16 protein-coding genes are annotated in these 19,345 nt (G+C 41.6%); 5 read left to right on the forward strand and 11 right to left on the reverse strand.

All coding sequences use genetic code 11. The features are described from left to right. Nucleotides 1-122: 122 nt before the first annotated feature. Entirely contained in the window at nt 123-1,670 is a 1,548-nt protein-coding gene (gene pruA / locus E2R51_RS18840) for an L-glutamate gamma-semialdehyde dehydrogenase (RefSeq protein WP_133378626.1), read from the reverse strand. 158 nt (nt 1,671-1,828) lie between these two features. On the opposite strand from pruA, the gene E2R51_RS18845 reads away from it, so the two are divergent. After that, nucleotides 1,829-3,214 carry an AAA-type ATPase lid domain-containing protein gene (locus tag E2R51_RS18845; RefSeq protein ID WP_133378627.1) on the forward strand — a complete coding sequence of 462 codons (1,386 nt, stop codon included), beginning with the start codon at nt 1,829-1,831 and terminating at the stop codon, nt 3,212-3,214. Nucleotides 3,215-3,514: 300 nt separating this feature from the next. On the opposite strand, the gene yugI is transcribed toward E2R51_RS18845, so the two are convergent. From yugI to E2R51_RS18860, 3 genes are all read right to left on the reverse strand, one after another. Then, on the reverse strand, nt 3,515-3,904 hold the full coding sequence (gene yugI, locus E2R51_RS18850; RefSeq protein ID WP_133378628.1) for a S1 domain-containing post-transcriptional regulator GSP13: 390 nt from the start codon (nt 3,902-3,904) through the stop codon (nt 3,515-3,517). A gap of 128 nt (nt 3,905-4,032) precedes the next feature. Beyond that, a complete protein-coding gene (locus tag E2R51_RS18855; protein ID WP_133378629.1) occupies nt 4,033-6,051 on the reverse strand; it encodes an RNA polymerase sigma factor sigma-70 region 4 domain-containing protein in 2,019 nt (672 codons plus the stop codon). A 28-nt stretch (nt 6,052-6,079) separates the two neighbouring features. Beyond that, a complete protein-coding gene (locus tag E2R51_RS18860) occupies nt 6,080-8,185 on the reverse strand; it encodes a sigma-70 RNA polymerase sigma factor region 4 domain-containing protein (RefSeq protein WP_133378630.1) in 2,106 nt (701 codons plus the stop codon). 177 nt (nt 8,186-8,362) lie between these two features. On the opposite strand from E2R51_RS18860, the gene E2R51_RS18865 reads away from it, so the two are divergent. Beyond that, a complete protein-coding gene (locus tag E2R51_RS18865; RefSeq protein ID WP_133378631.1) occupies nt 8,363-9,703 on the forward strand; it encodes a sodium-dependent transporter in 1,341 nt (446 codons plus the stop codon). A gap of 41 nt (nt 9,704-9,744) precedes the next feature. Here E2R51_RS18865 and E2R51_RS18870 read toward each other — a convergent pair whose 3' ends face one another. Further along, nucleotides 9,745-10,005 carry a DUF1871 family protein gene (locus E2R51_RS18870; RefSeq protein WP_205703351.1) on the reverse strand — a complete coding sequence of 87 codons (261 nt, stop codon included), beginning with the start codon at nt 10,003-10,005 and terminating at the stop codon, nt 9,745-9,747. A gap of 77 nt (nt 10,006-10,082) precedes the next feature. Here E2R51_RS18870 and E2R51_RS18875 point away from each other — a divergent pair, with 77 nt between their 5' ends. Next, nucleotides 10,083-11,243: a MalY/PatB family protein gene (locus tag E2R51_RS18875; protein ID WP_133378633.1), complete on the forward strand. Its 1,161-nt coding sequence runs from the start codon at nt 10,083-10,085 to the stop codon at nt 11,241-11,243. A 42-nt stretch (nt 11,244-11,285) separates the two neighbouring features. On the opposite strand, the gene gntK is transcribed toward E2R51_RS18875, so the two are convergent. The 3 genes from gntK to gnd form a co-directional block, all read right to left on the reverse strand. After that, on the reverse strand, nt 11,286-12,821 hold the full coding sequence (gene gntK / locus E2R51_RS18880; protein ID WP_133378634.1) for a gluconokinase: 1,536 nt from the start codon (nt 12,819-12,821) through the stop codon (nt 11,286-11,288). 107 nt (nt 12,822-12,928) lie between these two features. Further along, complete coding sequence (locus E2R51_RS18885; RefSeq protein ID WP_133378635.1) at nt 12,929-14,269, reverse strand: GntT/GntP/DsdX family permease; 1,341 nt, start codon at nt 14,267-14,269, stop codon at nt 12,929-12,931. A 12-nt stretch (nt 14,270-14,281) separates the two neighbouring features. Further along, nucleotides 14,282-15,220, reverse strand: a complete 939-nt coding sequence (gnd, locus tag E2R51_RS18890; RefSeq protein ID WP_368773690.1) for a phosphogluconate dehydrogenase (NAD(+)-dependent, decarboxylating) — start codon at nt 15,218-15,220, stop codon at nt 14,282-14,284. 256 nt (nt 15,221-15,476) lie between these two features. Here gnd and E2R51_RS18895 point away from each other — a divergent pair, with 256 nt between their 5' ends. Continuing rightward, entirely contained in the window at nt 15,477-16,331 is an 855-nt protein-coding gene (locus E2R51_RS18895; RefSeq protein WP_133378637.1) for a MurR/RpiR family transcriptional regulator, read from the forward strand. A 77-nt stretch (nt 16,332-16,408) separates the two neighbouring features. Here E2R51_RS18895 and E2R51_RS18900 read toward each other — a convergent pair whose 3' ends face one another. The 3 genes from E2R51_RS18900 to E2R51_RS18910 form a co-directional block, all read right to left on the reverse strand. Next, nucleotides 16,409-16,615, reverse strand: coding sequence for a hypothetical protein (locus E2R51_RS18900; protein WP_133378638.1), 207 nt, complete (start codon nt 16,613-16,615; stop codon nt 16,409-16,411). A gap of 115 nt (nt 16,616-16,730) precedes the next feature. Then, nucleotides 16,731-17,960 (reverse strand): aminopeptidase, encoded by a 1,230-nt coding sequence (locus tag E2R51_RS18905; RefSeq protein WP_133378639.1) that lies wholly within the window; start codon nt 17,958-17,960, stop codon nt 16,731-16,733. A 96-nt stretch (nt 17,961-18,056) separates the two neighbouring features. Continuing rightward, complete coding sequence (locus E2R51_RS18910; RefSeq protein ID WP_133378640.1) at nt 18,057-19,019, reverse strand: LacI family DNA-binding transcriptional regulator; 963 nt, start codon at nt 19,017-19,019, stop codon at nt 18,057-18,059. 84 nt (nt 19,020-19,103) lie between these two features. On the opposite strand from E2R51_RS18910, the gene E2R51_RS19900 reads away from it, so the two are divergent. Beyond that, nucleotides 19,104-19,274, forward strand: a complete 171-nt coding sequence (locus E2R51_RS19900; protein ID WP_165967280.1) for a hypothetical protein — start codon at nt 19,104-19,106, stop codon at nt 19,272-19,274. The last annotated feature ends 71 nt before the right edge of the window (nt 19,275-19,345 follow it).

Genomic DNA, 19,345 nt, shown 5'->3' on the forward strand with positions numbered 1-19,345 from the left:
AAGCCAACCAGAAAAGATTGCTGTGAACAGAAAGGTTAACAGCTAAATACCTCGGAACAGATGCATGTTCCCCTGCACTATTCAATATCCCTCTTTAAGGTCGGCCATTTTTTCTTTTACATTTACAGCAATTCAGAAGTTGTTTTAGCTTGCAGGTGAAGTGTCAGGTAATCCGGACCGCCTGCTTTTGAATCTGTACCGGACATGTCAAATCCCCCGAAAGGCTGGTATCCGACAATTGCTCCCGTACAGCCGCGATTAAAGTACAGGTTCCCTACATGGAAGTCCTCACGCGCTTTTTCCTGGTTCATGCGGTTGTTTGTAATCACAGCTCCTGTTAATCCATACTCAGTGTTGTTGGCGATTTCAAGCGCATGATCAAAATCCTTCGCTTTTGTAATACCGACAACAGGCCCAAAAATCTCTTCCTGCATAAGGCGGGAAGCTGGATCAAGATCAGCAAATACAGTCGGCTTGATAAAGTAACCTTTTGAGCTGTCACCCTCTCCGCCTGCAACCAGTCTTCCTTCTTCTTTGCCAATTTCAATATAGCTCATGATTTTATCAAATGCAGCCTGATCAATTACCGGCCCCATAAACGTGTCTGCTGTTTTTGTTTCGCCAAGAGACAATTCCTTTGTCAGTTCAACGACACGGTTGAGAACCTCATCGTAGACTTCTTCAAGCACAACAGCTCTCGAACAAGCAGAACATTTTTGCCCGCTGAAACCAAATGCTGACTTAACAATGGATTGTGCAGCCAATTCAAGGTCCGCTTCTTTATCTACAACAATGGTATCTTTCCCGCCCATTTCAACGATTACACGCTTAAGCCAAACCTGACCCTGGTGCACTTTAGCAGCACGCTCATAGATGCGTGTACCTACATCACGTGAACCTGTGAAAGAAATAAAACGGGTGCGGTGGTGATCAACAAGATAATCTCCTACTTCTTTTCCGCTTCCCGGTACATAGTTCAGCACCCCTTTAGGAAGGCCGGCTTCCTCCATTACCTCAACAAACTTAGCAGCCACAACAGGTGTTGTTGAAGCAGGTTTTAACAGGACCGTATTTCCTGTAACAAGTGCAGCTACTGCAGTTCCGGCCATAATGGCAAAGGCAAAATTCCAGGGTGAAATAACAACGCCAACACCAAGAGGTATGTAGTTATATCGGTTATACTCACCCGGACGGCTTTCCACTTTTTTGCCATCTTTTAGTGCCAGCATTTCACGTGCATAATATTCCATGAAATCAATGGCTTCAGCGGTATCTGCATCCGCTTCGTTCCAGGGCTTACCAGCTTCCTTTACAAGCAGGGCTGAAAACTCATGTTTACGGCGGCGCACGATCGCAGATGCACGAAACAGAATGTCTGCGCGTATTTCAGGCTTCACTTTGCGCCATGTCTTAAACGTTTCGTCCGCAACTTTCATAGCACGTTCTGCAAGTTCCTGGTTCGCTTTAGATACCCGTCCTACAACCTCTTCTTTGTTTCCAGGATTGTAAGAGACAATTTTATCTTCTGTCTCCACTCTTTCTCCGCCAATAATCAGCGGATAATCCTGACCAAGGTATGCTTCAACGGTTTTAAAACCTTCTTCAAATGCCTGTTTGTTTTCTTCAACCGTGAAATCCGTAAACGGCTCATGCTTGTATGGAATCATAATAACCCTCCTATGTAATTAAAAAATTTGTTTTTATTCAATTAGCGCAAAAAATATTTGCACTTAGAAAACCCTTACATATATAATAATGCAAAAGATGATTGCAAATTTCAAGTATTATTTCTTTTCAGATAATTAAAAATGCAAAGGGGGTTGTCATCATGAGCACTCCAAAAGGAAATTTCCTTGATATACATTTTGTCTCACAGGCACTGGACCATATTAAACAAGGCATTCACGTGGTCGATGTAAACGGGCGGACAATTTTATACAATGAAACAATGCGGATTATGGAATCGATGGAGGATATCGATATTCTGGATAAACGGCTGCTTGATGTGTTTAAGTTTCATCCAGATGAAAATAGTACACTGCTTCATGCGCTCGCTGCCAAGGAACCCATATTAAACGTAAAGCAAACCTATTTTAATGCACTTGGGCAGGAAATCACTACCTTAAACAATACTTATCCTCTTTGGCAGAATGGAGAAGTTACAGGGGCAATTGAGATTGCGCGTGATGTATCGACAATGGAAAAAATGATGACACAAACCAATACGGGGACGTCTCAATTATCTTCTTTTGACCATTGGACAGGCACCTCACCGCTGATCATAGAAATGATATTTGAAGGAAAAAAAGCAAGCCTGACAAACAGCATGATCCTGCTGACCGGAGAAGGGGGCAGCGGAAAAGAACGCTTAGGCCGAAGTATTCATCTGGAAAGAGGATTGAGACCGGATGCGTTTTATTCAATTGACTGCAGGTCCCTCTCAGCAGAAAGACTGGATGAGTTATTAACGAGATATGTAAGCGGGTTTAACGAAGAGAGTTTATTCACCCTGTTTATTGATCATCTGGAAAGCCTTGATTATGAGCTGCAAAAAAAATTAACAAAGCAGTTAATTAAGTGGAAAGCAGACAGTCGGACTGCGACCGGTCCTGCGTATTATCCAATTTTAACGCTTAGCGAGGATCCAATTGATGCCATACAATCAGGGAATTTGGATAAGGACCTTTATTACACTATGAGTGAAGTAACCATTTTTGTGCCCAGTCTGAGGGACCGCAAAGAAGACATTGGTGAACTCGCAGACTTTTTTATCAATCATTTTAATACCCGTTTCCAAACTGGCATCAAAGGAATAACCAGCGGTGTGATCGAATTGTTCTCCAGCTACGACTGGCCTGGAAATGTCCGGGAGCTTGAGCATGTGATGGAGGCATCCATGTTCGCGATGAGCCATCAGGATACACTGCTTTCCTACTCTCATCTTCCGCATTATTTCAGATTAAAGTTTGACGATCCAAGCTCGACGCCGTTATTGGATAGCTCTGCTTTTATGCTGCATGAAGGAAAAGCAATTCAAACACTGGATGCTTTCCTGCAGGAAGCTGAATCCTACTACATCCAGAAATCGCTGCAATACCATAACTTCAACATAACAAAAACAGCAGATGCACTCGGCATGAGCAGGCAGAATCTGCAGTACCGGCTAAAGAAAAATAACCTGATCCGCCAAAAAAAATCCGGCTCGCCTAAATAAGGCGGCCGGGTTTTTGTTTGCCGTTCAAATGGCTGGAGAGTATTTGACTGATAAAAGAGAAATCTTGATAGATAAATCCTTTACGGTGAGCGATAAAACTAAAAACGTGTCAGATAAATCGGCTTCTCTTGGCTGATTGTACGATAAAGGTAAGAACCTGATCGATAAAAAATCTTAAATGATCGATAAGCTTGAAAGAATGATGGATATATGTAATTTAGCGATCGATATAAGTCATCTGCAAATAAAAAACCGGGAAACAGACATAAGCCCTGTTCTCCCGGTTTTTCTTAGCAACTATTATCGCTTCATGTCTGACTGGTCGATCCAGTCTTGAAGCTTGTCTTTCAAGCTGTTGAAGCCTGTAGTATCTTCAGTGTGAGATACTGATTTTGAAGGAGCTGAACGGCGCTCTTTACGCGGCTGAGCTTTCACTTCTGGCGGTGCTTCTTCAGTAGCACGGATTGAAAGGCTGAATTTTCCAGCTTTTTCATCAACTGAAAGAATTTTAACATTTACTTCCTGGCCTACTGAAAGGATCTCATTTACATCACTTACGAAACCGTGAGTAATTTCTGAAATGTGTACTAATCCTTGTGTATTTTCATCAAGTGCAACGAACGCACCGTATGGTTGAATACCAGTTACTTTACCTTTAAGCTCTTGTCCTGCTTCGAAATTTGTAGACATGGAAACATCTCCTGTTATATATAATTTTTATCGTTTTCACGCAATTATTGATTATACCACAACTCTATTAATAAATCAAAGTGCATTTCAAGCCTTAATCATCAAAAAATCATTTTAATACATGCATCTTAATTATCTTTTTTTAAAGGGAAATTAAGGACCTTCCAAACAATCCCTTCTTCTTTTAAAGACAGGGATATATCTTCACCCTCGCTAAATGATACACGAAGGGTGACAATCCCCTTGTCTCTTCCCTCTTCCACAATTTCCGTCATTGTTGAAATGTCCGGATATTCCTCCCGCTGCTGCTTTGAGTTTTCCACAAATGCCTCCATAGAGGGACGTTCCTTCTTGCTGGCGGTTAAATGATACATGGTTTCATAATCATCGTATCTAAGGGCATGAAAATACAGTTTAGCAATTTGCACTGGATTCAGCTGGCTAATTTCTCTGTCGTCATCCGATTGATTATACAGATGATATATTTCATTTAGCTCCGGATCCAATCCTGTTAAATCAGGTGTACGCATTAATGACCTCATGATTGAAACATCTTTAATGCTGGCAGTAAGAGACTTCCATTGATCAAACCGTTTAAAATCATGCTTTTCCAGCTCATTGTAATAAAAGCGGATGGTTCTTGAAGTGCCATATGTTCCTGGTTTATCCCCGGATATAGCCTGTTCCCATACTGCTTTTACCTCTTCTTTCAGTTCTCCATCCTCCGTAAAAACTGGTTCCTTTGCCGTTCCTTTAATCACATAACTCAGCAATTGCTCATACTCGACCAGCCATTTGTTTTCCCAACTAAAGTCATCCACCATATTTTTTAGCTTATCTTCCATTTGAAATAGTTTAACAGAAGCTTCTTCCACAGAAAGTTGTGAGTGCCCATCTTTTATGTAAGGAAAATTCTTAAGTTCATCTACATAATCATAATAGGCCGGGACCAGTTTTTCCCGAGCAGCTTCTTCAAATGCATTTCCTCCAATGGCGACAGAAAATGTTTTGTGTTTCAAATCTGCCACAGCGTTATAGCCATTCCCCTCGATTTTTTTGAGCAGCGAAGAAGCTTCAGGTGAAAAGGAAAACTGACTGATATCAGCCTCCTCAAACTTTTCGAGTTCTTCCGTATAAGCTTCTAATTTATTTTCATAGGCTGCCTGTACTTCCTGAGCCAGCAGCAAATATTCTTCAGCCGTAGCTAGTGATTGAAAAGTCATGTCCAGCTCATTTTTTATTCCCTGTATTTCCGGCTGCTTATTTAGAAATTGCAGCGGCGTAACAAGCAGTTCATCCAATTCTTCCTCATCCTGTTTTGCAGTATATATGTACATTGCTTTTTGTACGTATGTTAAATTGGACGTTTCAGCAAAGGATAAACCCAACTGAGCGGATAAATCATCTAGTTGTTCCTGTGCGTGTTTATCGATTTTTTCCTCTTCAGCCTGTGCAATTTCATTGTCCTGCACAGTGGGCGTGGGATTATTAAGTAAAGCTGCACCTATTGCCAATAACATAAATCCTCCGGCTGCTGCCAAAGGCCATTTGGACGATGGCTTTTCCTGTTCCTTGAAGCGGAACTCCTCAGAATCCTGTTTACCCGCTTCCGGTTTCACCGTCTTTTCGTCAGCAGGTTTGACGATTCCATCAGAATATTTAATCGTTTTATAAGAGTGCAAAAGAAAGGTTAGTAATCTCCTCAACTCGTTATTGGTAAAGCATTGACCATCTAATTCATGTAACTCATTTATTAATTTTTCTTCTGCATCTTCCAGGCAAATTTCTGCATCTGATGGGGTTGTATTCATGACCACAGCTATGTCTTGCATCTCTACCTGATGGAATCTTGAAAGGATGAGTGCCGTTCTCGCTTGAAGCGGAAGTGACAAAATGAGAGCGTGCAGCTGGCGATCCTCCGGATGCAAAAGAATTTTTCCGCTTTCCTCAACAGCTGGTTTTTCATTCAAATCGCTTACTAGTTTATATGCCTTTTGAAAGCAGATTACAATTTCTTCAGCACCTTCTTCTTTAAGAACGGTTCGAAGAATGTCATCACGCTTTTCTTTTCGGGTGCCCAGTTGTAACAGAAACTGATTCATCCGATCAGCTAAAACAGATGGTTTTTTCATTATGTCTTTGTCCACGTTTTGCCTCCTTATGCAGCCATCCATTTTATTGAAGTGGATTTTTTTCATCAAACTTAATTTTCAACCCATTTCCCTGCTCTACGAGTTCAATGGTTCGTGTACCCCCATTTTCAAACAGTATACGGACAATGCTTCCTTCCGGGGTCGAGCTCTCAACAAAAATGTCTGTTATGGTGCTATTTTGCTGGCTGGATCGAAGGGCTTCACTGGTTTCTTTCACAAAATCGTCCCGGGACGGAAGGCCGGGTTCCTCTGACATCAGAGTATATATAGCATTAGCATCACCTATGAATACAGCATGCAAATAGAAAAGAACGACTTCTGTTGCCGTTAAGTCCTTCGTCGTTTCCTCACTATTGTCTTGCTGGAATTCTGTAAATCGCTCTGACAGCTCGCCTTCTAAAGGAATGGCAAAACCTGAAACTTCCTCGCTTTGCTCAAACCACTGGGGAGTATAAGAAGTTGTTACCTGTTTAGTGACTGTCCCTGCCTGCTTAAAATCTTTTTGAGCCAGCAGGTTATACTGGTCATAAACGGCACCGGCAAATTGGTACTCTTGAGGATTTCTCTCATCCATTATCTTTTCCCAGACTGTTTTTACTTCTTTTTTTAACCGTCCGTTGTCAAATAGAGGCTCACTGCTCGAACCGAAAATAAAATGATTGAGCAGCTGGCTATATTCCATTGCCAGCTGATCGTAGACCATCATTCTTTCCACTTCACCAGCAGACATATCCTTTAAAAAATCCTCCATCTTCAAAAGCGTGAGAGGAACTTCCTCATAAGGCACTGTCATTTTATTGTTTTCCACGTAAGGAAATGAAAATGCAGTGTGCAAATATTCACGGTATACCGGGTGCAAGGAGGCAATCGTTTCTTCCAATACATCTCCGCCCGGCTGGACAACATATGCGGACTGTTGATTATCGTAGTGCACTTCAAAGCCATTTTCTCTTATAAGCCCGATTAAATCTCCAGTGTTATCCTGTTTATGATTCAGCTTTTCCGTATAGATTCTTTGAACTTCAGTTAATCGGTAATGAAGAACCTGAGTTAGGAAATCCGATTTTTCAAGACTTCCGTCCTCTCCATATTCTGTCACCAATTCTGCATACGAAAAAAACATTTCCAGAGGGGTGCTCAGTTCCAAAAGAATATGTTTTTTATATTCATCAAAGTTCTCGATAACTTCCTGTTTATTTTCAGGAGACTCATCCATCTGATTAAACGATTGAAAGTGAACAAGCTGCGATTCTGCCTGCTTTACAAATTCCAGCGACCTCGTTTCTTCGTCGGTCAACCCCAATGCAGACGAAAGCAGAGCAAGCTTCTCATCAAACTCAATTGTCAGTTCATTCAATTTTTCTTCAGACAGCTCTGGTGAACTCCCGGCGTTTGAAGAACTTTCAGTTGACTCCTTTTCGTTAATAAAAGAAAAACTGTATATAAGGACGATTAAAAATACAATTAATGTACCCGCAATTCCGGTCCAGCGGAATCGTTTTTTCTTTATCAGGCTCTCATTCTGCGGAACCTGTTCCCTGACCTGTCCAATCACAGTCCGAACAGAAGGCTTAGGAACACTGGCATAGGACTTTCGTAAAAACTCAAGTGATGTTAGCAACTGATCATCGCTTAATTCAAATTGATCTTTTTCTGCGAGCAGCTCTTTAAGGGAGCGGATCCCGTGCTTTTGAATTAACAATATTTCTTCAGGTTCTTCCTGAATGATTTTACTGATGGAGTCGTTTTTTTGTAAATGAAAGAAAGACAACGCAAGTACAGCACGCTCTTTTAAACTAAGCTGCTGAATAGCTTCATGAAGTTCAATGTCCTCTTGCAAGGATAAAAATCTGTCTTTTGCTTTCGATTTGCTTTCTGAAATCGCAGTTTCATTTTGAAGGAATAAGTAGGTTTTTCTATAGATATCCAATGATGATGTCCTGGAGAGATATGCAGAATCATGCTTATATTTGTCCAAAATTGCACATGCTATAGGAGCAACCCGATCCCTTTCGATTCCTGTTTGTATAAGAAACTGCGTGATTTTATGTAAATGCTGCTCGATAAATTTTTCAAACCTATGGTCATTTTCATCCGGCGGCAAGGTCACAGGTTTATTTATCTCCATTTGACCTCCTCCTTTTCTCTCTCATTTCCATTATATAGGCAAATATTCCATAATTGGTGTGTTCATTAAAGATAAACAATAAATTTTCCGACAAATCTTTAATTTGTTCTTCAAAATTCGACAAAATTGTAGTAGCATGTACAAATCATTAGAAGAATGAAAGGAAGAAGATACGTAATGAGTAATCAACAATGGTCTTCAAAATTGGGGTTTGTATTAGCGGCTGCCGGGTCTGCGATCGGCCTTGGCGCTATCTGGAAATTCCCTTACATGGCTGGAGCAAATGGTGGCAGTATTTTTCTGCTATTTTTCATTCTATTTACTATATTAATCGCTGGACCTATTCTCTTAGCTGAATTTGTAGTTGGACGTAGAGGAAAATCCGATGCCATTACGGCCTTTAAAAAGTTAGCCCCTTCCACCGGCTGGCCGATTATCGGGATTATCGGAACAATTATTGCCATAATTATTTTATCGTTTTACAGTGTTGTTGGCGGATGGATTCTATCTTATCTGGCAAGAAGTGTGACGGGCGGATTGAGCGGCCTCTCCCAGGAATCGTATGGAGCTTTGTTTGATTCCATCATATCCAATCCTGTTGAAGTGCTGGCTGCTCAACTCATTTTTATGCTGATGACTATATTTGTGGTGCAGGGCGGCATTCAAAATGGGATTGAAAAGGCCAGTGTTATTATGATGCCGGCGCTATTGATTATCTTTGTGATCTTAGCCATACGATCGATGACATTGGAAGGTGCATCAGAAGGAATTGCTTACTTATTTATTCCGGACTGGAGCTATTTCACCGGTGAGACGATGCTACTTGCCTTGGGGCAGTCGTTCTTTGCGCTGAGTGTGGGGGTATCAGTGATGATTACCTATGCCTCTTATTTAAGCGACGAGGATAATCTGGGACGTTCTACGATCTCTGTAGCTACTCTAAACATTGTGATCTCCATTTTAGCTGGACTGGTCATTTTCCCGGCTGTCTTCGCTTTAGGGTTTGAGCCTGGTGAAGGTCCCGGGCTGGTATTTGTGGTGCTGCCTGCCGTATTTGATCAATTAGCATTCGGCGGAATATTCATGTTTGTATTTCTTGTCCTGCTGCTTTTCGCTACATTAACTTCTGCGTTTTCCATCCTGGAAATCGTAGTGGCTTCTTTCTCAAGAGGACGGGATCGAAAACGGACTCAATATACATGGATAGCTGGAGCGGTCATTTTTGCCGTAGGCATTCCAAGTGCGCTCTCCTTTGGAGTATTGACTGACGTAACCATCATGGGCTATCTGATTTTTGATTTTGCAGACTATTTCACTTCAAGCTTCGGTCTTCCATTAGGCGCATTGCTTATCTGCCTGTTTATCGGATATAAGCTTAAAAAGAAGGACGTCTTCGCAGAGCTAGGAAATGGTGCAGGCGGCTATTCAAGCTGGATGAGCGTTTGGTATTGGGTGATTAAAGTCTTGGCACCCCTTGCCATTATTGTTATTTTCCTTCAGTCATTTGAAATTCTTTAACAAAAAAGCGGTTGCTATCATGGGATAGTCAACCGCTTTTTTCATATGCTGCAAGCTGCTTCCATCTTTACTGCGAGCAGCTTATACGATATTTTGGTACAGTCCTGCAGCGGGATCCACTGATCATGGGAAATCTCATAGATCGCCTGGATGCGTTTGGCTAAGTCGGAAGGATGATGCAGATTGTGAACAGCCTGGATAACCTCCGGAATTTCGGTATCATATGCTTCTTCACCTTTTTTAAACGGATCCCATCCCTGTAATAAGGCAACTAATTTAAAATTCATCTCTTTTGTATCCATGTGCCCCACCTAATCATTTTGAAAATAGTTGAATCTATCATAACATAGAAAAGAGAATTGAAAAGGAAGTGACTGAAATGGATTTATTTGACCAGAAAATTGAACGAGCAGGCACCCATTCGGTGAAATGGGACATGCTAAAAACCGTTTTTGGCCATGAGGATCTGCTTCCGATGTGGGTTGCTGATATGGATTTTAAACCACCTCAAGCCATTCTTAATGCCTTAGATAAACGATTAAAGCAGCCTCCCTACGGTTATACATTTGTTCCCGATTCAACAGGAAAGGCCGTTGCATCCTGGCTGGACCGCCGCCATGGCTGGTCGATTAAACCGTCCTGGCTGCTTTATTCAATTGGTGTTGTCCCATCAATATCAGTTATTATACGGGCCTTGTCAGAGGCCGGTCAGCAGGTATTAACCATGACACCTGTGTATACGCCCTTTTTCCAGATGGTTGAGTTAAATGACCGTAAACTTGAAACCACGCTGTTAAAAGAAATTGATGGCAGATATGAAATCGACTGGGCTGATTTTGAAGAAAAATTAAAAGAAACATCCATCTTCCTGCTGTGCAGCCCGCATAATCCGTCCGGAAGAGTGTGGACAGAAGAAGAGCTTAATAAAATGAGCCTCCTTTGCAGGGAGCACGATGTGATCATTATTTCAGATGAAATCCATTCTGATTTAATTTACCGTCATGCGAAACATGTGCCAACAGCCCTGGCAGGCGATCTTCATGAGCATATTATTACGCTTGTGGCACCGAGCAAAACCTTTAATTTAGCTGGATTGCAGGCTTCTGCCATTATTGCATCTGATCAGGAGATCCTCGAAAAAATTAAAGCAGAACAAACCAGGCTTGGGTTCTTTACGCTTAATACATTTGGAATTGCTGCCATGGAAGCAGCTTATACAGAAGGTGAAGAGTGGCTTGAATCTCTTATTACGTATCTTGAAGGCAATGTCTCGGTGGTCCGCGATGCATTGAAGGACATCCCGGGGGTTTATCTGATTGAACCGGACAGCACCTATCTGCTTTGGATTGATTACAGAGAAACAAATAAAACGGATGAAGAAGTACAAAACGTTTTATTGAAAAAGGCCAAGCTGGCACTTGAACCAGGAGAAAAATATGGTGAAGGCGGTCAAGGCTTTGTTCGTATGAATATCGGCTGTTCAAGAGAAGTTGTGAGAGAAGGAGTAAAACGGCTGAAGCATGCATTTTCTAACCAATAAAAAAACTGCTCCCTTGCATAATCTTGCAAGGGAGCAGTTTTTTTATCTCAATTCCCGCTGAAGCTTAGCCAGTTCTTCATATTCTTCAGAGAACATTCTGGATAAGCGAATGAACATCGGGATGATTTTTTGATAGGCTTCTGCTGCTTTTTGGTTCGGCAGATGACTGTGTACAGCCCCTACCAGCATACCTACATCCTCCAGGTTTTTCATTTCCCCGGATGCATACAGGCCAAGAACGCACGCGCCAAAACATGAGCTCTCAAAGCTTTCAGGAACAACAACCTCATGATTAAAAATATCGGCAATCATTTGACGCAGTACTGCTGACTGGGCAAAACCGCCCGTAGCTTGAATCCGAGTCGGTTCTCCGATCAGTTCTTCAAGCGCAAGCAAAACACTGTAAAGATTAAATAAGATTCCCTCCAGTACAGCGCGAACCATATCTTCTTTTTTATGATTTAATCCTAAGCCGAAAAACGATCCTCTGGCATTTGCATCCCATATGGGGGCTCTTTCCCCAGCCATGTAAGGGTGAAAAATCAAGCCGTGTGAGCCAGGGGGAACCTTATCAGCGGCTTTTGTCAGAATATCGTACGGATTAAGGCCAAGCTTTTCTGCCTCTGCAACGACGTCCTGGCATAATTCATCGCGCAGCCATCTGAAAATCATTCCGCCATTGTTTACCGGTCCGCCAATTACCCAGTGGTCCTCCGTTAACGCATAACAAAAAATTCGTCCCTTAGGATCAGTAACAGGTTTGTCAGTCACCGTTCTGATCGCTCCGCTGGTGCCGATTGTAACAGCAACCGCTCCTTTTTCAATGGCATTTACACCAAGATTGGAAAGAACGCCGTCACTTGCTCCAAGGTAAAATGGTGTATCAGGCAGCAGTCCCATTTTGTTGGAATCAGCTTGTGATAAACCTCTCAAGGAATGAGTTGTGGATACAGGCTTTGATAGCTTATCAGGTGTCACGCCGGCAATGCGGAGAGCTTCCTCATCCCAATCCAGCGCCTTAAGATTAAACATGCCAGTTGCAGATGCAATCGAGTAGTCAATTTCATATGTACCAAAAAGTTTAAAGAATACATACTCTTTTATCGAAATAAATTTAGCGGTCTTACTGCAAAGTTCAGGCTTTTCTGCGTGAAGCCAGGCCAATTTAGCAAGAGGCGACATGGGATGGATCGGAGTGCCTGTCCGCATGTAAATCGCATGTCCATTTTGGTTTTTAATTTTATTTGCGTATTCATTGCTTCTGTTGTCTGCCCATGTAATCGAGCGGGTTAACGGATTTCCTGCCGAATCTACAGCAATGACGCTGTGCATAGCTGAACTGAACGAAACAAATCCGATTGATTCAGGCGACATACCGCTTTGTTCAATGGAGGAGCGGATGGCTTCCTGTACAGCTTGAAAAATAAGGTCCGGGTCTTGTTCCGCTGTCTCGGGATTTGGTGTAAATAAAGGATATTCTATATTTTCTTTGGAAACAAATTCTCCATCTTTCTTAAATACAACTGCTTTTGTACTCGTTGTACCAATATCGACACCGATCATATGTGTATGCTGCATAACGCTACATCCTCCTGCCTGAAAATGAGTGAAGAGCTGACAAACCAACTTGTCAGCTCTCTTAAATTTATCATGTATAGTACTGATTTATTTTTAGGTTAATTCTATTATATAAACAGACTGATAATGAATACAACCAGGAAGCCTACGACCCCAATAATGGTCTCCATGACGGTCCACGTTTTTAAGGTGTCCTTTACATCAAGACCGAAATATCGGTTCACCAGCCAGAATCCCGAGTCATTTACGTGAGAAACCGCTGTAGCACCGGCTGCAATGGCAATTACAATCAGCCCTAAAATCGGTCCTGTATAGCCAATTGTTTCAATTAAAGGTGTCACAAGTCCGGCAGCTGTTACCATGGCAACGGTTGCAGAACCCTGCGCAATCCGCACTAACACGGCAATTCCAAATGCCATCAAAATTGGCGGCAAAGATGAGTTTGCCATCATTTGTCCCAACACTTCTCCAACACCTGAATCAATTAAAATTTGTTTAAAAACACCACCTGCACCTGTCACAAGTATAATGATTCCAGCAGGTTCCAGCGCTTTTGTTGCAATATCCTGAACTTCATCACGGGTATAGCCGCGGCGTGTTCCCAGCAAGACAAAGGTCAACAGCGTCGCAATCGTTAATGCAACAAATGGATGACCAAGGAACGTTAAAAATGAACGAATGGCGTTTCCTTCATCCAGAAGAACTCCGGATAAAGTATTTGCCAAAATAAGAATTAAAGGAATAAATACTAAAAATGCAATTAAACCAAAGCTGGGAAGGTCTTTATCGTATTCTTTCTGATCTACTTCCATGTATTCGGGTACAACTACATGAATTCTTTTTGCGATAAATTTTCCGAAAATAGGACCGGCAATAATCATTGAAGGAATACCTGCAATTGCACCAAAAAGAATTACCCAGCCAAGATCAGCCTGAATGATCGTAGCAACTGCAATCGGACCAGGCGTTGGCGGTATGTATGAATGCGTTACCGCTAAACCTGCTAAAAGCGGAATACCATAGAATAATAGAGACTTCCCTGTTTTGCGGGCCAATCCATAGATGATAGGCACTAATATAATAAACCCTACATCAAAAAAGACAGGAATGGCGACGATAAAGCCGGTAATCCCAAGAGCCCATTGTGAATTTTTTTCCCCAAACTTTCCAATCAATGTTTGAGCGAGTCGCTCAGCACCGCCTGAAACTTCAAGCATCCGGCCAAACATAGCTCCCAGACCTACAACCACTGCTACAAATCCAAGGGTTCCACCCATTCCGGATTCAACGGAAGATAGAATGTCACCTAATGGCATTCCGGCTGCCACACCAACTAGTAAACTAACAAGTAATAGTGCCACAAACGCATGAAGCTTTACTCCCATTACCAAATAAAGCAATAAGAAAATACCTGCTACTGCAATTAAAATCAACATTGAACCATCCATGTGTATAACCTCCTATTCGCTTTTCTCGACCGCATGTCCGCCGAATTCATTTCGTAATGCTGCAACCACTTTTCCTGAAAAGGTATCGGTTTCCTGAGAACGGTACCGCATCATCAGTGACAGCGCAATAATTGGCGTTGCCGTCTGAAGGTTTAATGCCTCCTCAACAGTCCACTTGCCTTCGCCTGATGAATGCATGACACCTTTGATTGAAGATAAGCGTTCATCCTTTGTAAAAGCTGATTCCGTTAACTCCATTAACCAGGAACGAATAACAGATCCGTTGTTAAATACGCCTGCTACCTCTTTAAAGTTATAATCAAACGGGCTTTTATCCAATACTTCAAACCCCTCTGCAATAGCCTGCATCATGCCATACTCTATCCCATTGTGAACCATTTTCAAATAGTGGCCGCTTCCCGCAGGACCAGTGTGAACATAACCATTTTCCACAGATAAATCACGAAAAACCGGTTCAATGTCACCGAACTTCTCTTCATCTCCGCCTACCATCAAACAAGCTCCATTTAAAGCGCCTTCCATGCCACCGCTTGTGCCGCAGTCAAAGAAGAACATTTCCTTTTCCTTTGCCAGCGCGGCTCTGCGAACCGAATCCTTATAATGGGCATTTCCGCCGTCAATGATGATGTCTCCTTTATCTGCCTTCTCCAACAGCTCTGAAAATACAGCTTCCGTCGCATCCCCGGCAGGAACCATCATCCATAAAATTCTTTGTTCTTGAAATGATTCCACCAGAGACGAAATAGAAGCATGTGCTGAGATGCCTTTTGCGGAAATATTTTTCACCGCTTCTTCATTTAAATCAAATGCTTCTACATTATAATTTCTTTCTTTTAATTGCAATGCTAAATTAAAGCCCATTTTTCCTAAGCCAATCATGCCAATTTTCAATATGTACACCTTCCTGTTTCGAAAATATTTTCTTCCCATTTGTTATTATAAAGAAAAAAATTTCTTTTGCAATCGCTTTCAAATAAAAAATTTTTCTTTTATAATAGAAACATGAATAAAACAGGCATCAGGCCGATTAAAAAATTTGCAAAACGTCCGTTTGCATCAATAGAAAAATGTAAACGGAAACATAGTGTGGAATTCCCCTGATTGAACATTACTAAGTTTTCAAACTTTTTTACCTGCAGATTATTTGTTCCTTTAATAAATTTTGAAAAGAAATGGAGTTTTTCACATGGATATTACTCACCAATTATGTCTGGCAAAAATAAGATCGCTTTATTCCAGGTTCAGCGAAAAAGAAACCAAGATTGCTGATTTTATATTAAATGACCCCAAAAATATTATTCATTTAACGATTACACAGTTTGCTGAAGAACTCGATGTAGCTGATTCAACCGTATTTCGATTTTGCAAGCGCATCGGATTTACAGGCTACCAGTCAATGAAAATTGCCCTCGCTTCAGAGGTTGTAACCCCTATAAAAAATATTCATGATGAAATAACGGAAGAGGATGATACAAAAACAATTGCCGACAAGGTTTTCCGCTCGAATATGAAAACCCTAGAGGATACGATGCAGATTATTGATCCTGACGAGCTTGCAAAAGCGACAGAAGTATTACTTCAGGCACGTAAGATTGAGTTTTACGGAAGCGGCGGTTCTTATATTCTTGCAATGGATGCTTATCATAAATTTATTCGTACAGGTCTTCATGTATCGGCCCCGACAGATTCCCATATACAGATCATGAGTGCATCACAGCTGAACGAACAGGACTGTGCAGTGTTCATCTCTCATTCGGGGTCCACAAAAGATGTATTGAAAATCTGCCAAATTGCCCGTAAAACCGGAGCAAAAACAATCGCCATAACAAATTTGGCGAAATCACCACTTAGTAAACAGGTGGACATTCCGCTCTATACCATTTCTGACGAAACTGACTATCGTTCAGAAGCCTTATCCTCCAGGATCGCGCAGTTAAGTTATATTGACGCCTTATATGTGAGTGTCATGCGTTCTCTTCAAAAAAACGGCCAGGACTCTCTGGAAAAAATGAGAAATGCCATATCGATCAAGCGAATTTAAAAAAGCCGAGTCACTTCCTCAAATACGAGGGAGTGATTCGGCTTTTTAGGTATATAGAATTATTTCCAAGGAAATAATTAAGGCTTTTGCTGCTGGTTTTGACGTGTCACTTCTTCTTCAAGCTTACGTGTTTTCTCTTCCTGTTTTTTTGAAACACGAAGAATCCATCGAAATGTCAAAACCGTTATAACAAGAAAGAGCAGCATCCAAAACGCTGCTGGAATGTATTCAGTCTTATCTTCTGGAAAATACAAAAATAAATTCAACATAAACCATTGATACATGCAACCTCATCCTTTCCCGGCATGGTGGCTCCATTATATCAACAAGACCGCTGGATTGTTATACCTCCCCGGTGAAAATTCAGTGAATAAAACCGTTCTGCAAGAGAGGACTGGTTTAAAATGCCCAATTTCCTTTTCTAAATACCGGTTCGATTGTGCCATCCTGATGGACGCCATCAATATCCATTTTAGCAGATCCAATCATAAAATCCTCGTGCACGACACTATCGTTTAAGCCGTGGACCTCTCTTTCAAGGTCATTCATTTCACTGCCTCCTTTTACACAAGTTGGATAGCAGGATCCAATGGCAAAATGGTTGGAGGCATTTTCGTCAAATAAAGTATTAAAAAATAAAATGCCTGAGTCCGAAATAGGCGATTCATTCGGAACAAGCGCAACCTCACCAAGATAACACGAGCCATCATCCATCCCCACAATTTTCTCCAGCAGTTCCTGCCCTGTTTCTGCTTTAATTGAAACAATTTCGCCTTCTTTAAATGTTAAGGAAAACCCATCAATTATATTTCCCTGATAAGCAAGGGGCTTGGTGTTTGATACTACACCGTTTACGCCCAGACGATGGGGTACGGTATAGACTTCTTCTGTTGGCAAATTGGCTATGAAAGCATGCCCATTTTTATTTTTACTGCTGCCAGTAAGCCAGATATGGTCTTCCGGCAGCTGCACTGTAATATCGGTGCCAGGCCCTTTGTAGTGAAGACTCGCAAAGTTCTTGTTTGTTAATGCCTGAGCTCTTTTTTCCAATCGGTCAATATGGTCTCTCCACTCTTTCACGGCATCGTGACTATCAATCCGAACTGTTTGGAAAATGGTCTCCCAGAGTTTTTCAATTCTTAAGCTTTCTTCAATGTCCGAAAATACCTTATCAGCCCATTTTTGGGACGGCACAGCAAGGATGGACCAACTGATCTCATCGGTTTCTATTGCACCGTAAAAGGAATCCAGTGCTTCCCCTTTTGCTTTTGCAAAAGCTGTAATTCGTTCAGATGGAATTCCTTTTAGCAGATCAGGGTCTTCTGATTCTATCTGGAGTATCGCCCCTTTTTTATCGACCAGATCATCATGCGCCTGAACCAGCCAGTGAGGATAGTTATGAAACGCTTCTTCAGGTGCAGCCTCATAGTGCAGCCGCGTAATTCCTTCATCATGCCACTGTACGTGGACGTTTCCTGCGCCGGCTTCGTATGCTTGCTTGACTACTTTTCTAACAAATGTTTCTGTCCCTAATGCAGCAGAAATCCATAGATACTGCCCTGGCTGGATGTTTATTCCCACCTTGACAGCAAGCTCTGCATAACGGTCCAACTTTTCTGTAAACGTCATGTAATTAATTCCCCTTTGCTTTTGGCTTTGTAAAACATAACGGTTGTTTTAAACACATCAACAAAGCCTTACTTTAAAAAACATAATAATTCATCACTAAACCGATAATCGTTCGATTAATGTAACCGACATTTCTTCATGAGAAACCTCATTGGCATTGATTGCTTGCAAAAAGAGTTTTCTGCCAATCTCCTTTAAAGGAATATGGAGTGTGGTGATGTTCATCATCCTTGATATAGGCTGATTATCAAAACCCATTAAAGCCAGCTTGTCAGGCACTCCTATGGATTTGTCATTACAGCAGGCAAGAATGCCGGCAGCCACCTGGTCGCTTGATACTAACAAAGCAGTAGGAGGATCTTCCATCCTTATAAGCTCCTGTACTACTTTTTCCCCGTCCTCAAGGTTGAAGCAGTCATGAAAAATATATCCCTGAACCTGCGGGAGGTTCAATTTCTTCATAAAGTCACGATAGGCCCCTTCTCTTTGCCTGCTGTTATCGCCGGATCTTCTTCCTAAACAGTAGCCGATTTTCACATGCCCTTTTTGATGTAAATAGGTTAATGCTTTTGTAAAGCTTTTATAGTGATCGATATAGGTCGAAGAAATACTTCTGCCCCCCGCCTCTTCACATACTGCTATTGGGCCGTATGAAATGTAATCCTCCACGATCTCCCATTCGCAACTTCTGGAACAAATGATTAAAGCATCTATTTGTTTTAACTTAAGCATGTGCAGAGCTTCGATCTCTCTATTTTCCTGATAATTTGTCTGGATCAGCACAAGCTTGAAATTATGAGCTACTGCTTCATTTGCAATCCCTTCAACCAGCATGCCGAAATAGGGGTGATTCAAAAAAGGAACTACTACCCCCACAAGCTGCGTTTTCCCTTTACTTAAGTGGACTGCATTAATATTTCGCTGATAATTGCCTTCCTCAATAGCCTTTCTAACCGCGGCCTCTTTTTCTTTACTGACATAAGGATGATGATTAAGTACCCGGGAAACGGTTGTAACCGAGACCCCCGCCATTTTGGCTATGTCTTTAATATTTGTCATGGTCTCACCTTTTTAAAAACTTTTTCTTGCTATGAAATGCGTTTCATAAATTATGTTCTTATTAAATTAAAGGAGAGTGATCGTATGTTTCTAATCTCAGGTATATTATGTTTTATCTTTTTATGCAGCACTATCCTCTTATTGACGATGCTTACAGCATCCCTTTATCAGAAGAACGGTCCTTCAGCCAAAAAACTCAGGCACAGCCCGGAGGCTTTTGCTTATTTATTTGATGTCTATCAAAACCGGTATTAACTTTCAGCATCTGCTCAAAGGAAAATGAAGGTAGTACATCATAACTCCAAAAGCCATGTGAATTGAATCTA

The organism is Jeotgalibacillus sp. S-D1 (assembly GCF_004358665.1).
Taxonomy (GTDB): Bacteria; Bacillota; Bacilli; order Bacillales; family Jeotgalibacillaceae; genus Jeotgalibacillus.

What these genes read in the sequence shown, in the direction of transcription:
- E2R51_RS18845 (WP_133378627.1), top strand. Translation starts at nt 1,829, where the DNA reads ATGAGCACTCCAAAAGGAAATTTCCTTGATATACATTTTGTCTCACAG.
- E2R51_RS18905 (WP_133378639.1), bottom strand. Translation starts at nt 17,960, where the DNA reads ATGACGTTTACAGAAAAGTTGGACCGTTATGCAGAGCTTGCTGTCAAG.
- E2R51_RS18870 (WP_205703351.1), bottom strand. Translation starts at nt 10,005, where the DNA reads ATGGATACAAAAGAGATGAATTTTAAATTAGTTGCCTTATTACAGGGA.
- E2R51_RS18910 (WP_133378640.1), bottom strand. Translation starts at nt 19,019, where the DNA reads ATGACAAATATTAAAGACATAGCCAAAATGGCGGGGGTCTCGGTTACA.
- E2R51_RS18895 (WP_133378637.1), top strand. Translation starts at nt 15,477, where the DNA reads ATGGATATTACTCACCAATTATGTCTGGCAAAAATAAGATCGCTTTAT.
- gntK (WP_133378634.1), bottom strand. Translation starts at nt 12,821, where the DNA reads ATGCAGCATACACATATGATCGGTGTCGATATTGGTACAACGAGTACA.
- E2R51_RS18865 (WP_133378631.1), top strand. Translation starts at nt 8,363, where the DNA reads ATGAGTAATCAACAATGGTCTTCAAAATTGGGGTTTGTATTAGCGGCT.
- gnd (WP_368773690.1), bottom strand. Translation starts at nt 15,220, where the DNA reads ATGGGAAGAAAATATTTTCGAAACAGGAAGGTGTACATATTGAAAATT.
- yugI (WP_133378628.1), bottom strand. Translation starts at nt 3,904, where the DNA reads ATGTCTACAAATTTCGAAGCAGGACAAGAGCTTAAAGGTAAAGTAACT.
- E2R51_RS18885 (WP_133378635.1), bottom strand. Translation starts at nt 14,269, where the DNA reads ATGGATGGTTCAATGTTGATTTTAATTGCAGTAGCAGGTATTTTCTTA.
- E2R51_RS18875 (WP_133378633.1), top strand. Translation starts at nt 10,083, where the DNA reads ATGGATTTATTTGACCAGAAAATTGAACGAGCAGGCACCCATTCGGTG.
- E2R51_RS18860 (WP_133378630.1), bottom strand. Translation starts at nt 8,185, where the DNA reads ATGGAGATAAATAAACCTGTGACCTTGCCGCCGGATGAAAATGACCAT.
- E2R51_RS19900 (WP_165967280.1), top strand. Translation starts at nt 19,104, where the DNA reads ATGTTTCTAATCTCAGGTATATTATGTTTTATCTTTTTATGCAGCACT.
- E2R51_RS18900 (WP_133378638.1), bottom strand. Translation starts at nt 16,615, where the DNA reads ATGTATCAATGGTTTATGTTGAATTTATTTTTGTATTTTCCAGAAGAT.